General features: G+C 57.1%; 12 protein-coding genes and 1 pseudogene. 7 read left to right on the forward strand and 6 right to left on the reverse strand.

All coding sequences use genetic code 11. The features are described 5' to 3' along the window. Positions 1–5 precede the first annotated feature (5 nt). A complete protein-coding gene (locus tag CGA21_RS04750; RefSeq protein WP_110752307.1) occupies positions 6–1,553 on the reverse strand; it encodes an AMP-binding protein in 1,548 nt (515 codons plus the stop codon). Positions 1,554–1,840: 287 nt separating this feature from the next. Between CGA21_RS04750 and CGA21_RS04755 the strand changes: the two genes are divergently transcribed. From CGA21_RS04755 to CGA21_RS04765, 3 genes are all read left to right on the forward strand, one after another. Continuing rightward, on the forward strand, positions 1,841–3,694 hold the full coding sequence (locus tag CGA21_RS04755) for a DUF1302 domain-containing protein (RefSeq protein ID WP_317451682.1): 1,854 nt from the start codon (positions 1,841–1,843) through the stop codon (positions 3,692–3,694). Positions 3,695–4,054: 360 nt separating this feature from the next. Beyond that, positions 4,055–5,047: a TerC family protein gene (locus tag CGA21_RS04760; RefSeq protein WP_188263651.1), complete on the forward strand. Its 993-nt coding sequence runs from the start codon at positions 4,055–4,057 to the stop codon at positions 5,045–5,047. A 998-nt stretch (positions 5,048–6,045) separates the two neighbouring features. Continuing rightward, positions 6,046–6,939: a transporter substrate-binding domain-containing protein gene (locus CGA21_RS04765; protein ID WP_110752301.1), complete on the forward strand. Its 894-nt coding sequence runs from the start codon at positions 6,046–6,048 to the stop codon at positions 6,937–6,939. Between the two features lie 245 nt (positions 6,940–7,184). Here CGA21_RS04765 and CGA21_RS04770 read toward each other — a convergent pair whose 3' ends face one another. Further along, entirely contained in the window at positions 7,185–7,844 is a 660-nt protein-coding gene (locus tag CGA21_RS04770; RefSeq protein WP_110752299.1) for a carbonic anhydrase, read from the reverse strand. A gap of 312 nt (positions 7,845–8,156) precedes the next feature. Beyond that, on the reverse strand, positions 8,157–9,056 hold the full coding sequence (locus CGA21_RS04775) for a LysR family transcriptional regulator (protein ID WP_110752297.1): 900 nt from the start codon (positions 9,054–9,056) through the stop codon (positions 8,157–8,159). A 106-nt stretch (positions 9,057–9,162) separates the two neighbouring features. On the opposite strand from CGA21_RS04775, the gene CGA21_RS04780 reads away from it, so the two are divergent. Further along, positions 9,163–10,164 carry a zinc-dependent alcohol dehydrogenase family protein gene (locus tag CGA21_RS04780; protein ID WP_188263652.1) on the forward strand — a complete coding sequence of 334 codons (1,002 nt, stop codon included), beginning with the start codon at positions 9,163–9,165 and terminating at the stop codon, positions 10,162–10,164. Between the two features lie 177 nt (positions 10,165–10,341). Here the strand turns inward: CGA21_RS04780 and CGA21_RS04785 are convergent, their stop codons facing one another. Continuing rightward, positions 10,342–12,927 (reverse strand): EAL domain-containing protein, encoded by a 2,586-nt coding sequence (locus CGA21_RS04785; RefSeq protein WP_188263653.1) that lies wholly within the window; start codon positions 12,925–12,927, stop codon positions 10,342–10,344. 385 nt (positions 12,928–13,312) lie between these two features. Between CGA21_RS04785 and CGA21_RS04790 the strand changes: the two genes are divergently transcribed. Further along, a complete protein-coding gene (locus CGA21_RS04790) occupies positions 13,313–13,501 on the forward strand; it encodes a CopG family transcriptional regulator (RefSeq protein ID WP_188263654.1) in 189 nt (62 codons plus the stop codon). A gap of 19 nt (positions 13,502–13,520) precedes the next feature. Here CGA21_RS04790 and CGA21_RS04795 read toward each other — a convergent pair whose 3' ends face one another. Further along, positions 13,521–15,182 (reverse strand): SulP family inorganic anion transporter, encoded by a 1,662-nt coding sequence (locus tag CGA21_RS04795; RefSeq protein ID WP_188263655.1) that lies wholly within the window; start codon positions 15,180–15,182, stop codon positions 13,521–13,523. A gap of 175 nt (positions 15,183–15,357) precedes the next feature. On the opposite strand from CGA21_RS04795, the gene CGA21_RS04800 reads away from it, so the two are divergent. Both CGA21_RS04800 and CGA21_RS04805 read left to right on the forward strand, forming a co-directional pair. Next, positions 15,358–15,588: a hypothetical protein gene (locus CGA21_RS04800; protein ID WP_033039294.1), complete on the forward strand. Its 231-nt coding sequence runs from the start codon at positions 15,358–15,360 to the stop codon at positions 15,586–15,588. A 380-nt stretch (positions 15,589–15,968) separates the two neighbouring features. Then, positions 15,969–16,613, forward strand: a pseudogene (locus CGA21_RS04805) (MASE2 domain-containing protein); the annotation flags it as partial. Positions 16,614–16,956: 343 nt separating this feature from the next. On the opposite strand, the gene CGA21_RS30310 reads toward CGA21_RS04805, so the two are convergent. Next, positions 16,957–17,289, reverse strand: a complete 333-nt coding sequence (locus CGA21_RS30310; protein ID WP_411157056.1) for a DUF2513 domain-containing protein — start codon at positions 17,287–17,289, stop codon at positions 16,957–16,959. Position 17,290 lies beyond the last annotated feature (1 nt).

Here is a 17,290-nt window from a genome sequence, read left to right on the forward strand (position 1 = left end):
CCTGTTCAGATGCGACGGTCGCTGTGTTGCCAGTAGGCATCGCGGATAAGACGGCGAACAACTTTGCCGTTGGGGTTCTTGGGCAGCTCGGTGACGAAATCCACGGCGCGGGGTTTCTTGAACCCGGCCAGGGTCTGCGCGCAATGCTCGATGACCTCGCTTTCACTGAGCTTGGTACCCGGCTTGAGCACGATCACGGCTCGCACCGCTTCGCCCCACTGTTCATCCGGCACACCGACGACGGCGGCCTCGTAAACTTGCGGCAGGTTGTAGAGCACCTGTTCGACTTCGGTCGGGTAGATGTTGAACCCGCCGGAAATGATCATTTCCTTCTTGCGATCCACGATGAACACGTAACCCTCATCGTCGACCGTCGCCAGATCGCCGCTGAGGTAGTACCCGTCGCGCATCACCTCGGCGGTCAACTCGGGCGCCCGCCAATAGCCCTGCATGATGTCCGGGCCCTTGACCACGATTTCGCCGATCTCGCCCGGCTTCACATCCTGGAATTCGTCATTGACCACCCGCAAGTCCGTCTCGAAATAACAGCGGCCGCAGGACGCCAGGCGTCGATAGTCGCCGTTCTCGCACAGATGGTCCTGCTCGGTGAGCACAGTGACCAGCGAACAGGTTTCACCGGCGCCATACCCTTGCGCCAGGATCGGCCCGAACACTTCGATGGCGCGCTTGACCAGCGAAGGCGCCATCGGTGCTGCGCCGTACATGACCAGGCGCAGGCTGCTCAGGTCGTAGCGTTCCACACCGGGGAAGTTCACCAGTCGATTGATCATCGCGGGCACCAGAAACAACCGGGTGACGCCTTCGCGTTGAATCGACTCAAGCAGCAATCGATCGTCGTAGCGTTCCAGCAGCAGGTTGCAGGCACCCACCGCCAGCAATGGCATCAACTGCATGCCACTGGCATGGGTGATCGGCCCGACGTGCGCCATGACATCGCCAGGCGCCGCGCGCCGGGTGGGGCTGGCGATGCTTTTGCGGATCAGCGCCTTGCGATTGCCGACACTGAGCATCGCCGCTTTCAACACACCGGAGCTGCCAGAGGTGTAGTGCAACACAGCCAGTGCATCGTCAGGCGGATCGCAACTAACCGGTTTGGTGTCACCCAGGTTCAGCAGCGTCGGGTAGGCGACGTCGCCGCCCGCCTCTGCCAACGCCACGATGAGACGCAGCGCAGGCACCTGCGCCCGTTGCGCGGCCAAAGCTTGGGCAAACACCGGTGTAGTGATCAGCGCAACGCTGCAGGAATCGTTAAGAATCTGGATGACTTCGTCCAGCGAGAGGCGCGCGTTGACCGGCACCTTGACCAGGCCGGCCTTGTAGAAAGCCACTTCGGCCTCGACCAGCTCGACCCGGTTCTCGGCAAGTATGGCGACGTGTTCGCCAGAGTCGATGCCCTGGGCCAGTAACGCCGAGGCCAGTTGATTGGTGCGCTGTTCCAGCTGTGCGAAGGTCACTCGGGTGTGACGATCGATGACGGCCGTTCGCTCTGGCCAGTACTTGGCACTTCGACTGATTAGGTTTCCAAGGTTCACGTTGTTGTTCTCGTCGACTGTTAGGACTGGGGCGATCCTAAACAGCGTCGCAACGGCGAACGTAATACCAGTTACTGATGCCGGGTATAGCTTTTTTAGCTGGCCGAACTGGGTGTACCGGTCACTCCGGAGCCCCATGCCGAAGTGTTATGGCAACGATCCAAAGACGCTATTTGTGAGCCAATCCGGCGCCTCCCTATCATCCCCTCGCCACCGAGACCAACCTGTTCGCTCGGTCTCGGTGCTTCATCCCCTCACTCTCTAATAAACACAATAAGAGGTTAAGAGTGAACGCTATCGTTCCCGACCGATTCCGGTCCTCGCTAGTTTTACTGTCGTGCAGCCTGCTCGCAGCCCCCGTCGGCGCCATGCAATTCGAACTGGGTGAGATAGAAGGCCAGTTCGATTCTGCTCTGGCACTGGGCGTCGGCGTCAGCACCGCGAATCCGGACAAACTGCAGGTGGCAGCCCCCAACGGTAATGACGGTCGGCGTAATTATCGATCCGGTGACGTGTTCTCGACGGTCTTCAAAGGTACCCACGACCTGGAACTCAAACACGACAACCTGGGCATTTTCGTGCGCGGTACTTATTGGTACGACACGGCGCAGCGCGATCACAGCCAACGCTTCAAGGACATCGACGACCACAACCGCAAAACCTCGGCGAAGACGGCCGGGTTCCAGTGGCTCGATGCTTTCGTCTATCGCCTCTACGACATCAGCGGTGAGCCAGGCTCGGCACGTCTTGGCAAACAAGTGGTGAACTGGGGCGAAAGCATTTTCATCCAGGGTGGCTTGAACGTCGTGAACCCCTTCAACCAGGCGGCGTTGCGTCGACCGGGTTCGGAGGTCAAGGACGCATTGGTGCCGGTCAACCTGCTGTACGTGACCCAAAACATCAATGAAGCGCTGTCCCTTGATGCGTTCTATCAGTTGGATTGGGAACAGACGCAACTGGACAACTGCGGCACATTTTTTTCGGGCAACGATTTCATTCCCGAGGGTTGCGAAAGCCTCGATGTCGGCGGTCGACAGGTCAACCTCGCAGCGGCAAACCGAGGGCTTGGACCTTTTGGCGTGGTCATGAACGAGGAAGGCGTACGCATCCCCCGAGCAGGCGATCAGGATGCTCGCAACAGTGGTCAGTGGGGCTTGTCGCTGCGCTGGTATGTCGCACTGCTGGACGCCGAATTCGGTGTGTATGCCGCCAACTACCACAGCCGCTCGCCTTATCTGGGCACCGTCAGCAGCCCGTACTTCAGCAACAACGCTTTCGCCCCGCAGTTGTGCAGCAATCTCGGTGTGCCTTCGGCCGGGTGCGGCGCGTTTCTGACGTCCAGCTCAGGCCAGTCCCTGGCGGGCGCGTTGCGCATGGGGACCTCCCAGTACCTCGCGCAGTACCCTGAGGACATTCGCTTGTACGGCCTGACTTTCTCCACCAACCTGCGCACCGGCACGGCGCTTCAGGGCGAGCTCAGCTATCGCCCGAACATGCCCGTGCAGCTCAACGGCACCGATGTGCTGCAGTCACTGCTCAACGTTGAAGGCCGCAGCCCGTTGTCCGAACCCGGCCTGCGCCCGACTACCGACTCGACCCTGTTCAACGGTTACCGGCGCAAGGAAGTCACCCAGGCGCAAGTCTCTGCGATGCATTCCCTTGGCCAGGTGATGGGGGCGAACCAGCTGCTGCTGGTGGGCGAAATCGGCGCGACCTATGTCGGCGGCCTGGAAGGAAAATACGGGCCCCGTTACGGCCGATCCGGTGCCTACAACAGTGGCGAACTGGCCAACAACAGCGTTTGCCTGAGCATTTCCAACAGCCCTGAGTACTGCAATAACGAAGGTTTCGTCACGCCCTTTTCCTGGGGTTATCGACTGCGTGCAACCTGGAGTTACTCAAGCGTGATGCAGGGACTGGACCTGCGCCCGAACCTGTCTTGGTCCCATGACGTCAAGGGTTACTCGCCAGGCGACGGTTCGGCGTTCAACGAAGGTTCGCGCTCGGTGAGCCTGGGCCTGGACGCGACATTCATGAGCAAGTATTCGCTGAGCCTCTCTTACACCGATTACATCGACGGCAGCTACGGGACCCGCGGTGATCGCGACTTCGCGGCGATCAGTGTCGGCGCCTCCTTCTAATCCTTACCAAAGGAATAACGCCCCATGCATAAACATTCCACACCAATTACGACAGGCAGCAATGGGTCGATTGCAGCCCATCGTGGCAGGCTGCAATCGGCCAGAAGCGGACCTATATGCTCCGACTATGATGGCCGTCTCTATACTTCTCCAGAGAGCCGGGACTGTTCAATCTCTGTCAATCGTCATTCCGACCTCAATTGCGGCCTCCCTTATTGAAATAACTTGCAACCCTTGAGTGATTGAGAAACCACACGCGCCTCTCTAAATTTTTCCTCACAACGCCGGGCCCCTCTGACAGCGAATCGCTGCCATGTCGGAGTTGCAGTTTGTACAACTTCGACATTAGAGGAGGGGCTCATGACTGCCCTGGAACCGTTCTTTTTTGCCGAGTTTCTCGGCACCGCCAGTTGGTTGTGGCTCGTTTTCGTCAGCATCGTCTTGGGCCTGTTGATCTTCGACCTCGGGGTGCTACACCGTGAGCATCGAGAAATCGGTGTTCGTGAAAGTCTGCTGCTGTCTGCTGGCTATATCACGGCTGGCTTGCTGTTCGGCCTCTGGGTCTGGCAGGTCAAGGGCGGTGATGCCGGGATGGATTTTTATACCGGCTTTCTTATCGAGAAATCGTTGTCGATGGACAACGTTTTCCTGATGGCGATGATCTTCAGTTTTCTCTCAATTCCGCGTAAGTATCAGCACGAGGTGCTGTTCTGGGGCATTCTCGGTGTAATAGTGCTGCGCGCTATCATGATTGGCCTCGGTGCAGCGCTGATCGCCGAGTTCAGTTGGATTCTCTATGTGTTCGGCATCTTCCTGCTGTTGACCGGGGTAAAGATGCTGTTCAGCAAGGTCGATGCCCACCCGAACCTTAGCGATAACTTGCTGGTGGAGTTCCTGCGCAAACACATGCGGGTGACCGATCACTTGCATGAAGGGCGCTTCTTCGTCCACCAGATGGATGCCAGTGGCAAGTCCGTGGTCTGGGCGACGCCGTTGTTCCTGGCCTTGGTGCTGATCGAGTGTGCCGACCTGGTATTCGCTGTGGACAGCGTGCCCGCGATCTTTGCCATCACCCAGGACCCCTTCATCGTCTACACCTCTAACATTTTCGCCATCCTCGGCCTACGTGCGCTGTATTTCGCTCTGGCGGCGATGATCCACCGCTTCGCCTACCTCAAGTACGCCGTGGCGCTGGTGCTGGTGTTTATCGGCGGCAAGATCTTCATGGTCGGCATAATCGGCAAGATTCCGGCAGTCCTTTCTCTGGGCGTGACGGTGGCTTTGCTGCTGGGCGGTGTGCTGCTATCGCTTTGGAAAACCCGCGACCAAACCTCCGCTGGCCCCCAGGTTTAGATCCAGAAAGATGTCGGCCGCCAAACGAAAACAGTAAACCCGGCGCGCGGGCCGGGATTGGAAAATATATGCCAGTTACGCTTGCAGCGGATATCGCCCGGGCTCCGTTCCCTTTTCGGGATACTTTCCGTGACCAGGAAGATCTGCGCTCCATGAAGGGCAGCTTCGGGTCGTTATCTGCCTGATGCCGCGCAGTTAACCATAGCGAAAAATTAGATTGAGAAGGATTGGTGGTACAGAATTGGTACGTTGGAGATGGAGCGTTGCTGTGAGCCTTTGTTTTAATGGCCTTTGTCGTTAGACGTTCCAATCCATCATGGGGATAATTCTATTGGGGGCAGGGGTCGATTTTGGCCGGAAGCAGATTGTCAAAATGCTTTAGATTGACCATCGATAGGATTGCTTGATCCCAGCTTGATTTCACCCGGCAGGACGGCCGATCTCGACTCGACCTGACGGATACGACAGGCAAAAATCGACGCAAAGCGGAAGCGGCAGGCTTGGGAAGCAGACATTCAAGGTCTGGCCTAGCCCACTGCTACGCAGCATCGTCGCTCGGCGTCCATGTTGATCGATACGTTAAGCCCCAGGCTTTAGATGCGCCTAAGTGGCAGTGAAACATCTTCCCTCGTTTTCGCAACCCCCAATACTCCAATCGGCAGCGCGGAGTCCTAAGCTGACGCGCCGATCAGGCCTCTCCGTGAGGATGCACGAGCAGTTAATTCAGTCGTTGCAGTGCTAGTGAAACCGGTGGTCCGAACGGTATAAATTTAATGAAAACTACCTAATCTGCCGCCCGAACATCCCGATGGAATTCGCGCGATTTCGCAACATGATTCAGTTCTTTGATCTGGCGCAAAGTTTTTACCGTCCCTGGGCGTACCTTTTTTATTTCCAATGACCTTTCTTAGCCACGCCGGAAATTTGAGCTCACCCTTTACGTTTGTCAGTGTGTTTTTGATAAGTTTTTGTCTTTTTCATGCTTTCAAGGGAGCCCTATGAAAACCTCATATTTCGTAGCAGCGACAATCCTCGCCGCAGGCTTGTCTGCCATCGCATCTCACGCCAATGCGCAGACACTCGAAAAAGTTGCCGACAGTAACAAAATTACCGTGTCTTACCGCGAGGCATCGGTACCTTTCAGCTACTTGATTAGCCCCACCAAAGCCGTGGGTTTCTCAGTCGATTTAACCGATGCCATCGTTGATGATGTGCGCAGGAAGCTCAAGAAGCCAAACTTGGAAGTGGTTTACATTCCCGTGTCTTCGCAAACCCGCATTCCGTTGCTGGTCAACGGCACATACGATCTGGAGTGTGGTTCCACCACTAACAACGCTGCGCGTGGGAAGGACGTCGCTTTTGCAATTAGCCATTTCTACACCGGCACGCGCTTATTGACTAAGAAGACCTCCGGCATAAAGAACTACGCCGATCTCGCAAAGAAGACTGTTGCCAGCACCGCCGGCAGCACGAACGAGAAGGTCCTCCGTCAATACAGTGCCGACAACAATCTAGACGTACAGGTCGTCTTGGGCAAAGACTATGACGACTCCTTGGCGCTGGTTGAGAATGATCGTGCCGTGGCGTTTGCCATGGACGATGTCCTGCTGTTTGGCCTCATGGCGAACTCCAAAAATCCCGACTCGCTCGAAGTCGTGGGTGATGCGCTGCAAGTAGAACCCTATGGCTGCATGCTTCGCAAAGATGATCCTGAATTCAAGGAATTGGTCGATGACACCATAACCCGCCTCATGAAGTCGGGCGAATTCGCAAGGCTATACACTAAGTGGTTTCAATCACCGATTCCTCCAAAAGGAATGAATTTGAACATGCCGATGAGCGAACAGCTCAAAGCCAATCTCGAGGCGCGGAGTGACAAACCAGTGCTGTAATGCTTGAGTGGGTGCGAACGTCTTCTTTGAAGCGAAAGCACCAAGGTCCGGAATTGGCCGATTTCTGCCTATCGTGAAGGGCGGAAATCGGCCAGTTCCGGTCGCTCGCCAGTCCCGTCGGGCAGGCATTCGAACGGATGGTCTTCTCCCAAACTTGTCCGATAGAGACAATGCAACTTCGCAGACCTTAGCCGGGGGGAAAATGCTCCGGAAGTAATGCGACCACCCTCACTTGCCTGTCGCCACTACATCTGTCTGCCGTTGCGCGCAGCGATCGCCACGGTGTTCGGCGAATCGGCAAGTGAAACGAATTGTCGTGTCGCGCCATCAAGCGCATCAATGCAACCAGCCTCAATGTCGTAGACCCAGCCGTGCAGATTCATTCGCCCCTGCTCGAGCGCGAGTGCCACCGATGGGTGGGTACGCAGATTCGCCAGTTGTGCGATTACGTTTTCTCGCACGAGGCCGTCGAGCTTCGCGCGGGGCGTGTCGAACTCATGCGCCGCGTTAATCGCTTTCGCGGCGTCGGAGTGACGTAGCCAGTTAGCGACCGCCGGGAGATGGTCCAGACACGTGCAGCGTGAAATCGCGCCCATCGCTCCGCAGTCTGAGTGACCGCAGATCACGATGTCCTGTACGCCGAGGACTGCGACCGCATATTCGACGGTGGCCGAGACGCCGCCGGGCTCGGGACCATACGACGGCACAATGTTGCCGGCGTTACGAATCACGAACAGTTCGCCCGGTTCTCGCTGTGTAAGGAGTTCGGGCACAACACGACTGTCCGAGCAGGTGACGAATAACGCCTTCGGATTTTGTGTCGTCGCGAGCTGCCTGAAAAGCTCGACGCGTTGCGGATAGACATCGCGCTGAAAACGCAGAAAGCCGTCAATAATGTCACGCATGGAGTTCTCCAAACCCGAATGCCGGATGAGGGCACGAGTTCGTGCCGCGGTGGCCGTCATTATTGCAGACCTTGCGCGCAATTGGCTGTATTCGATCAACGGTGGGCTCCGAGCCGAAGCCCCCTGGTAGCCGCCATTCATCTTTCGCTGGCCTGAACCAACATCAGCCTTGGAACAAGGGATAGCTTGTCAGGCAGAAAACTCGGCAATACGCTCGAATAGTCAAAGCGTGGATGACAGCCCATCGACCTTGATCCAACCCTGTACGGTACCTGGCCGAAAGCCATTCCGATTGCACCATTGGGGGCGGGCCTATGCCCCGTCTGGGAAAACTTGCAGGTGCTCCCGCAGAAAACCGATGAACGCCATTGCCCGTGCCGAATGTCGCCGCTCTCGACTGAACACTGCGCTGACTGGCAGTGCCGCGGCCAAGTAATTGTCGAGCACACTCTGCACGCTGCCTTGTTCAACGTCTGCTTCGAACAGCCATTGTGGAGAGAGGGAGATGCCCAAGCCGCAGAGCACCATTTCACGAATGGCCTCGCTGCTGTTGCTGGTGACGTTGCCTGTGATGGCGATATCGAACTCGTCCGCCTTTTGCGTGAAGCGCCAGCGGTCGTAGTGCTCCAGCAAGGTGAAGCCGATGCAGTTGTGGGCTGCCAGTTCACCCGGCTCGAGTGGCACGCCGTGGCGTTGCAGATATGTAGGCGAGGCGTATACCCGTCGGGGGCTGGTGCCCAGGGACACGGCCACCAGTCCCTCGCTCTTCACCACCCCGATCCGGATCGCCAGATCGATGTTCTCCATGAGTAGGTCTTCATTGTGATCGCTCAACCGCAAATCGATCCGCACATCAGGATAGCGCTGCAGAAAAATGCCGATAAGAGGTGCTATGCATAACCTCCCGTAGCTGACCGGTGCGGCGACGCGCAGCGGGCCAGCGATCTGCTCCTGACCGCTGGCAAAGCTGCGCGTGGCGCTTTCGAGGTGCCCGAGAATTTCCTGGCAGTGACCGTAGAAACGTTGCCCCTGGTCGGTCAGCGCCAGGTGCCGGGTGCTGCGGGCGAACACTGGCCCGCCCAGGTACTTCTCCAGAGCACGGACCTGCTTGCTCACTGCCGGTTGCCCGATGTTCAGCTCCCGAGCCACTGCCGAAAAAGACCCACGCTCCACGACACGTACGAAGATGCGCATGCTGTCGAACAAATCCATCGTCACCAGGTCTCTTTTGGGAATAACTGATATGCAAAGTTAGCTTCTTATCGGAATGGAGGAGTCAGAGCAACCTGTGAGCATCCACTCAACTGAGGTTCACATCATGAGTCAGACCATGCTTGCCGCTGTCGCCGAGTCCGCCCAGGCCCCACTGGTCGTGCGCCGCATTGCCCGCCCGGTTCCCGGTAAGGGGCAGGTCCTCGTAAGGGTTCACGCCGCCGGGGTCAACCCGCTCGATACCAAGATCGCCACCGGTGCAGGGGCGCACGCCCGTCAGGCACTGCCGGCGGTGCTCGGCCTGGATCTGGCCGGCACGGTCGTCGAGCTGGGCGAGGCGGCCGAGGGCTTCACGCCTGGCCAGGAGGTCTTCGGCATGGCCGGGGGTATCGGTGGGGCCCAGGGCACCATGGCCGAGTACATCGCCGTGGATGCCCGGCTGATTGCGCCAAAGCCAAAAGCACTCGGCATGCGCGAAGCGGCTGCCCTGCCTTTGGTGTTCATCACTGCCTGGGAAGGTTTGGTGGATCGCGCGAACGTCCACGCTGGCCACAAAGTGCTGATTCATGGCGGCGCAGGCGGGGTCGGCCAAATGGCTGTCCAACTGGCCAAGGCGCGTGGTGCCAAAGTCTACGCCACCGGTTCGGCGGGCAGTCTCGACTTCATTCGCTCGCTGGGGGCCACCGCGATCGACTATCAGGAGCAGAGTGTCGAGGCCTATGTCGAGCAGTATACGGCCGGGGAAGGTTTCGACATCGTCTATGACACCGTGGGCGGCAGCACGCTGGATGCATCATTCAAGGCCGTGAAGCCCTATACCGGGCACGTACTGAGTTGCCTCGGTTGGGGCCAGCACAGCCTCGCACCGCTATCGTTCAAAAGCGCCACCTATTCGGGTGTGTTCACCCTGACGCCGTTGCTTACTGGCAAGGGCCGCGAACACCATGGCGCCATCCTGCACGAGGCGGCTGTGCTGGCAGATGCAGGGGAACTGACGATCCGTGTGGATCAGCAATGGTTTGCACTGGATAAGGTCAACGACGCCTTCCGCCAGGTCGCGCAAGGCCGCGCCAAGGGCAAGACGATAATCCAGTTGGTGAGTGAATAGAGCCGAGACTGCCAACGTATCCGGCCAGCATGGACCGCGCCTGGCCGAAGGCAGTCCTTGCCAACTCTCTATATTGGGTCGATTGCCGTCCTTCACGACAGGCAATCATCGGCCAGAAGCTGACGTGGGCAAGGCGCTTCTTCGCAAAAGCGGTCCAATCAACCGCCGATGTTCCGCTCATGGTTTAACGGTCAGCGCAGCGCCCTCGGTCACCCGAACCAGAGCGCTGAAGCCATCCGTATCCAAGGGGCGGCTAAGAAAGTAGCCTTGGCCCTCATCGCATAGCACAGACCTCAACAATGACAGATGCTCCTGGGTCTCGATCCCCTCGGCGGTCACGGTTAGAGAAAGAGCGTGACCCAGGCCTACGATCGCTTCGATAACGGACCTGTCGTCGTCGGTAGCTCCCAATCGAGATAAAAAGCTTCGGTCAATCTTCAGTCCGTCGAACGGGAACGTGCGCAGGTAGCTGAGTGATGAATACCCTGTGCCAAAGTCATCCATGGCGATGCGGATGCCCAGGCGTTTGAGCGTTCGCATGATCTCCAGAGCGCCCTGGGGATCTTCCAACATAACGCTTTCAGTGATCTCAAGCTCCACCCGCCCTGGCTCAATTCCCGACTGGTGCAATGCCCGCTGTACGCGCTCGACCAGACTGCCGCGCTTGAACTCGGTGGGAGAAAGGTTGACAGAAACAAACAGCTGATCAGGCCAGCTGGAGGCGTACCGCAAAGCGGTCTCCAGGACCCAGTTGCTCAAGGCCAGAATCAACCCTGTTTCTTCAGCAATCGGAATGAACGTATCAGGCGCAATCAAGCCACGTTCCGGGTGCTGCCAGCGTACCAGCGCTTCAGCGCCCACCATTTTGCCATCCGCAATACGAAAGCGCGGCTGGAAATGCAAGCGCAACTCGCCGTGCTTGATGGCGAAACGCAGGTCGCTCTCCAGGCGGCGGCGCTCGACGATCTTCGAGTTCATGTCGCCAGCATAGAATCGCCAGGTATTGCGACCACCCGACTTAGCCTCATACAGCGCGATATCCGCGTAGCGAAGCAACTCGGTGGCTTCGGTGGCATCAGTGGGCGCCATTGCGATACCGATGCTCGCGCTGACGAACACCTCCTGGTCGCCGACCTGAATCGGTCTTTCGATCGATTCGATCAGGCGCTGGCACAACGCTTCTACTTCGTCCTGTCCTTTGAGATCCGTCAAAATCAGCACGAACTCATCGCCGCCGATACGCGCTACCAGATCCCCATGGCGAACGCGGTTGGCAAGACGGCGAGAGATTTCGCTCAACACCGCATCGCCCGCCGCGTGGCCCAGCAGGTCATTGACCGGCTTGAATCGATCAAGGTCGAGGCTGAGCATAACCAACGGCCGCTCGGCTGTGGGCTGCGTCTTGAGCTTGCCATCGAGAAACTCTCTGAGCCGAGTCCTGTTCGGCAGCCCGGTAAGCGAATCATGTTGGGAGAGAAATTCAATGCGTCGACGCGACTCGACTTCTTCAGTGACATCTGTCGCCGTGCCCCGAAATCCCTTGTCACCCATCGCTCTGGCGGACAGGCGGGTGATGCGGTGCTGGCCCTTGGGATCGACATAGCGGCACTGGACGCTGATATCCGGGCGACGATTGGGGATGCAAAGCCACTGGGTCACCGTGCCAAGTTCAGTGCACAGCAGTTGATCCATGGGTGCGCCCAGCCAGTCATGCCTGGACAGACCCGAGACACATTCAAATCGCTCGGACAAATAGGTAAAGCGCCCCTGCCTGTCAATCTCCCAGATCCAATCGGTACTGGCCTCTGCTACGTCTCGAAAGCGCGCCTCGCTGATGGCCAACGCAGACTGACTGCGCTGCAATGAGTCGTAACTGGCATCGAGCGCCTGAGCACTGGCAGTCGTGCGGCGAAGTATCGCCCAGGCCATCAGGCACACCAGCAGCGCAGCAATGCCGACCAAGGGCAAGCCCAGGCCAAGCAGGCGTTCGCTCGGTTTTGGCGGCTCCCAGTGCAAGCTTCCGGCAACGCCGTTTTCACCGAGCGCCAGGACTGAACGCCCCTGAAGTTCGGCGGCCGTAGCGATGCGTAGTTCATCCACCCCGTAGTCTTTGCCCAGTGTTTCCAGCCTGTCGTCTTCGAGGATGTCAACGAAGATCAAAACCGAAGGCGGCTCGTCATCGGGTGTCACCGTCGGATCCGTGCCGGGGGTAATCGCGGCCGCGCCCACCAGCGCGGGTCGACCACCGATATTGATGAAAAGGGTCGTCGGCGTTTCCGCTTCGGCACCCGCACGGGCTTTAAGCAATATGCCAGGGAGCGCTTGCTTGAGCCAACCGCAAGCGTCGTCCGACGTCAGTTGCCCATCGACTACGGAATACGCCGTCTGGTCGGCGGCGTTGACGACAAATATGCCTTGGAATCCGAAGTCGGTATAAAGCGTGGGCCCGACATTCTGCCGTACGTAGGCCCAATCGGTGTCGACCCTCGCGTGCAGATGCTTATAGGCATCGCCCCAGAACGCGTAATCCTTGACCGTGGCGCTTATGGACTTCTCCAGGCCTTGCACGGCTTTCCTGGTATAGAACGCGCTTTCGGTTTCCTCGTTGCGATCCAGGTCGTGCGCCAGGTAGAGAATCAAATAACCGGCGAGGAAAAACACCCCCGTCAGCAAGCCAACGAATTTGAACAGTGAAACACGAATGATGCTCACACTTGAGCGACGGTGCGCTAAGCCAAGGACAGAAGGTGGGTGTTCAGGCATGGGGTGACATCGCTAGGCATTGAGGCAGAAGGGGTATCAGGCTATCGGCCGCGCGGTGACAAGTTTGAGGGGATTGAATGGATCACCCTCAAGTAGGTCAGGTAGACCTGGATGGCAGCTTCGGGTCGACTTTTGCCGGTACTGATCACAGTCAACCCGTTGCAGGCAGGCGGCCAGCTCAGAATAAATCCGCACTCTTGCTCGCGGACGGGAGTTATCCATCTTGAGTCAACGCAGATCCGCTTCCTCATCCACTGTAGGCACCAATTCCTTTCCAGTGTGTTAAGTCGAGGCACGGAACAACCCACCGCCGCAACAGTGACAGCACCGGACAAGGCAATTACAATTTGATTAACATCCAGCGACTTGAGCGATTGAATACCCCATGGAAAGCAAGACTGCGCGCCTCACTGTGCTCATTGATCCCGTCAAGAAAAAAGCTTTCGAGGACCTCTGTGCAGCACAAGACCTGACGTCTTCGCAGGTGGTCCGCCAACTGATTCGTGACTACCTGGACGCTCACGGCGCCAGCTATTCGACCAAGAGCAAGCATGCCACCAGCACCAAGTCATAACTAAGACGGGCAGTAGTCTCTAGAGAGTCGACGGACCCTCTACGTGACTGACGGCTTTAGCCAACGCAGTGATGAAGTCGGCGTGGTAATGCTCCGGACCAATTTCTTGCAGGATACCCACCCTATCGAGCTTGTTGAGCACCTTCGTGTTCGCTTCGCAGAGCTTCACCACGATATGCCGCTTGTGCAGCTGCTGAATAACCTCCTCCAACACTTGCAAGCCCGTGATATCCATAAACGGTACGCGCTTCAGACGGATAATCAGCAGTTTTGGGTCAGTGTGGGTCTGAGCTATCACACGCTCGAAGGTCTCGGCCGCAGCAAAAAACAATGGCCCTTCAATCGTATAAATCAAAAGCCCTGGCGGTAGGCGAGTATGGCCATTGGTCCTCAGCTCTTCTTCAAGCTCGTGCTCCACGACCTGTTGCACTTCCACCGATGAGGCCATGCGGCGCATGAAGTGCAGCATCGCAAGAATGACGCCGATATTCACGGCGATCACCAAGTCACTGAACACCGTGAGGCTGAAAGTGATGAGCAGGATGGATACATCTGCGCGTGGGGCTCGTTGGACCATGCGTTTGAAGTGATTCAACTCGCTCATGTTGTATGCGACCACGAATAGAATGGCAGCCAGGGCGCACAGTGGGATGTTTGAGGCTAGAGGTGCCAGGAACAGAACAATAAGCACCAAGGTGACCGCATGCGTAATGCCGGCCAGCGGGCTCGTACCGCCGTTACGGATATTGGTTGCAGTACGGGCAATGGCCCCGGTAGCTGCAAAGCCTCCAAACAATGGTGTGACCAGGTTGGCGACCCCCTGACCGATCAGCTCCTGATTGGAATCGTGCTTGGTGCCCGCCATGCCATCGGCCACCATCGCGGACAGCAGCGATTCGATTGCTCCAAGCATGGCGATAGTGAACGCCGGACCAATCAAATCGATGACGCGGGACGGCGTAATTTCAGGCAGGCTCAACGCTGGCAAGCCTTGAGGTATACCACCGAATGCACTGCCAATCGTGGCTACCCCCTCGAAATGAAAGGTTGACTGTATTGCTGTAGCGACCGCCATTGCGACCAGCGGCCCAGGCACGCGTTTGAGACCGGGAATTCTGGACGCGGTGATGACCAGGAAAAGGCTAAGTAGCGCCAGCAGGGTGGTGACCATGTGAAGATCCGGCAGGGCCTGTAGCAGATGCCAGAGCTTTTCATGAAAATGCTCTCCACTGATCGTCGGTAATCCAAAAAAGTCTTTCAACTGCCCGACCCAGATGATCACACCGATGCCCGCGGTGAATCCGACAATCACCGGGTCGGGGATAAACTTGATGATTGCACCGAGCCGTGCCATCCCCAGCAATAACAAGATGGCCCCCGCCATCATCGTGGCGATTTGCAGACCGTCAACGCCATGCTTGGCCGTGACCCCCGCCAGAATCACGATGAACGCACCTGTCGGTCCGGCAATCTGCAAGCGGCTTCCTCCAAAGAGTGAAACCAGCAGACCACCGATGATTGCGGTGTAAATGCCTTGCTCAGGTTTGACGCCAGATGCAATGGCAAACGCCATTGCCAGAGGGAGCGCCACGACCCCGACGATCACGCCAGACACCATATTGCGAAGCCAGTGTCCTCGACCCAACAACCCCGCCTTCCATGCCTCACCTATCGCAATCATGGCTAGCCCCTCAGTGGATGCATGTGCATAATATTAACATGCAGTGATAATTGAAATGCCCTAGATCCACTGCTTCGAGCGGCTGGAGATGTTTATAGTGAAAGCTCAGACGGAGCTGGGCGGGCATGCACTGCAAATAGAGAATTTTGAGAGCGCGCGTAGCGTGGTGACAGACATGAATCGTAAAACTGTACAAACCAAACATGCCGAAGGCGTGACCTTCGACACCCATGTGATCGCAAACCCGACCAACCCCAAGGAGTGGATAGTGTTCTTCAAGAAGGACGCTGGCAGAAGTTATTTCTTGGTTGATGACAACGAGGAGGTTGAGTCTTTTGGGCATCTGGATGACTTGATCGCCGAGCTTCGAGACCTGGGCCTCAAGACCGCTGAGATCCACTTTTAACCCTTGGATCACGCCTTGGAGACATGATCATGTCAGTGATAGTTGACTGGGCACAGGCGGGTCGAACCAGATCCTGCATGGCTATTTGATACCGCGCTTGGCGGGTGGCATCCCGTCCGTTAGTGCCCAGCATGATCTCCCAAACATCATGACCAGGCACAATTGTCGCCAAGCGCAAGCGGGCCGTGGCATGAGCTAAGGCCCGCTCGTACTGGGCGACGAGCTTAAGGCGCCGTGCACACTGGCTAGACGGCGCGCTTTTTTCACTAGAGGTCGAATGTCGTAGCTGACCACTAGTTCGCCGTACTGTCACCTTGATATCTCAGACCAGGACGAGTGGGCCATTACTGCCCCTTCAGCCACACCGTCGGACCGACTAGGTGGCAGGGGAATCGCCCCTGCTTTCCTTAAAGCATCCACGCCTTATCGGTCTGGCGATTGGCATGCTCAGCGTACTGGCCGCCATTGCGCCGCTGGATCTGCCGGGATGGATATGGGTACTGTTGCTTTTCAACGGCTTGGTTTGGCCGCATCTGGCCTATCAATTGGCCATCCGTGCGAGTGAGCCGTATCAGGCGGAGCGGCGCAACTTACTCTACGACTCAGTGATGGGCGGGTTCTGGACCGCGACCATGCAGTTCAATCCGTTGCCTGCCGTTACCATCCTTTCGATGATGACGATGAACAACGTCGCTGCAGGCGGCCAGCGTTTGTTCGTGCATGGCGCGCTAGCCCAGGTTGTCGGAATTCTGCTTGCGATAACACTGTTCGGTCCGCAGGTGCAGCTTAATGTAACCGCCCTAAAGATTTACGCCTGCTTGCCGATGCTGACGCTCTACCCGTTAGCGCTGGGCTGGGTCTGTTATCGCCTGGCCATTAAGCTCGCCGACCACAAGCGCCGTCTTAGCGCCCTGAGCTGTACCGATAGTCTCACCGGCCTGTTCAATCATGGGGCGTGGAAGGATTTGCTTAACGTGCAGTTTTTCACCTGCCGGCAGGAGAGCTTCGAAACGGTGATCGCAGTGGGCGCGATAAGGTCCATTCACCTCAGGCGACATCGTCAACGCACCTTGAATCACAGTGGATTCGCTAGCCCGTTGTAAACCAATTTTTACAGCAACTAGATGGTTTCGTCGCGGGTAATGCCCAAGATGCAACCTAGATCATTTTTTGCAGGGGTAGCCAGCATTGAAGGTGAGCATCGTTAAAAAGCTACTGTCGATGGCGCGTGTGCCTGGATACGACTTCAGTAAGCCAACCACATTTCGTACTCGTTGGCCTATCTTGATATCCCACACTGGGAAGCAAAGTCACATGTGGTCCTGACGAGATACGCTTGAGCTTTTCATCTGCATGATAACGGGGTCTTTAAGTGACAAGCCGCGTGACTAAACAACCAGCCGTTCTTCTGTCATCGAGATAATCGTGTCCAGCCCACGTCAAACGATAAAAAATATTGTCCGGAGTATCGTAGTGTTCTGAGTATCTCTTCACGAATCCAGCATCTTCGAGGATCTCCATCTGATACTCCAAGCTTCTTTGGAAATCTCCAAGATGCTCACTATCATCAGAGATGCCATAGTCGTGTTCAAGCTGATGCGTAATTTCCGAATATGAAGACCCAACGGATATCAGGCTGGATTCAATGCACGACAAAACTCCAAAAATCAGCGTGTTGTCTCGTTTCACATTGCACCCCACA

The sequence above is a fragment of the Pseudomonas sp. PSB11 genome (assembly GCF_014596605.1).
Classification (GTDB): Bacteria; Pseudomonadota; Gammaproteobacteria; order Pseudomonadales; family Pseudomonadaceae; genus Aquipseudomonas; species Aquipseudomonas umsongensis.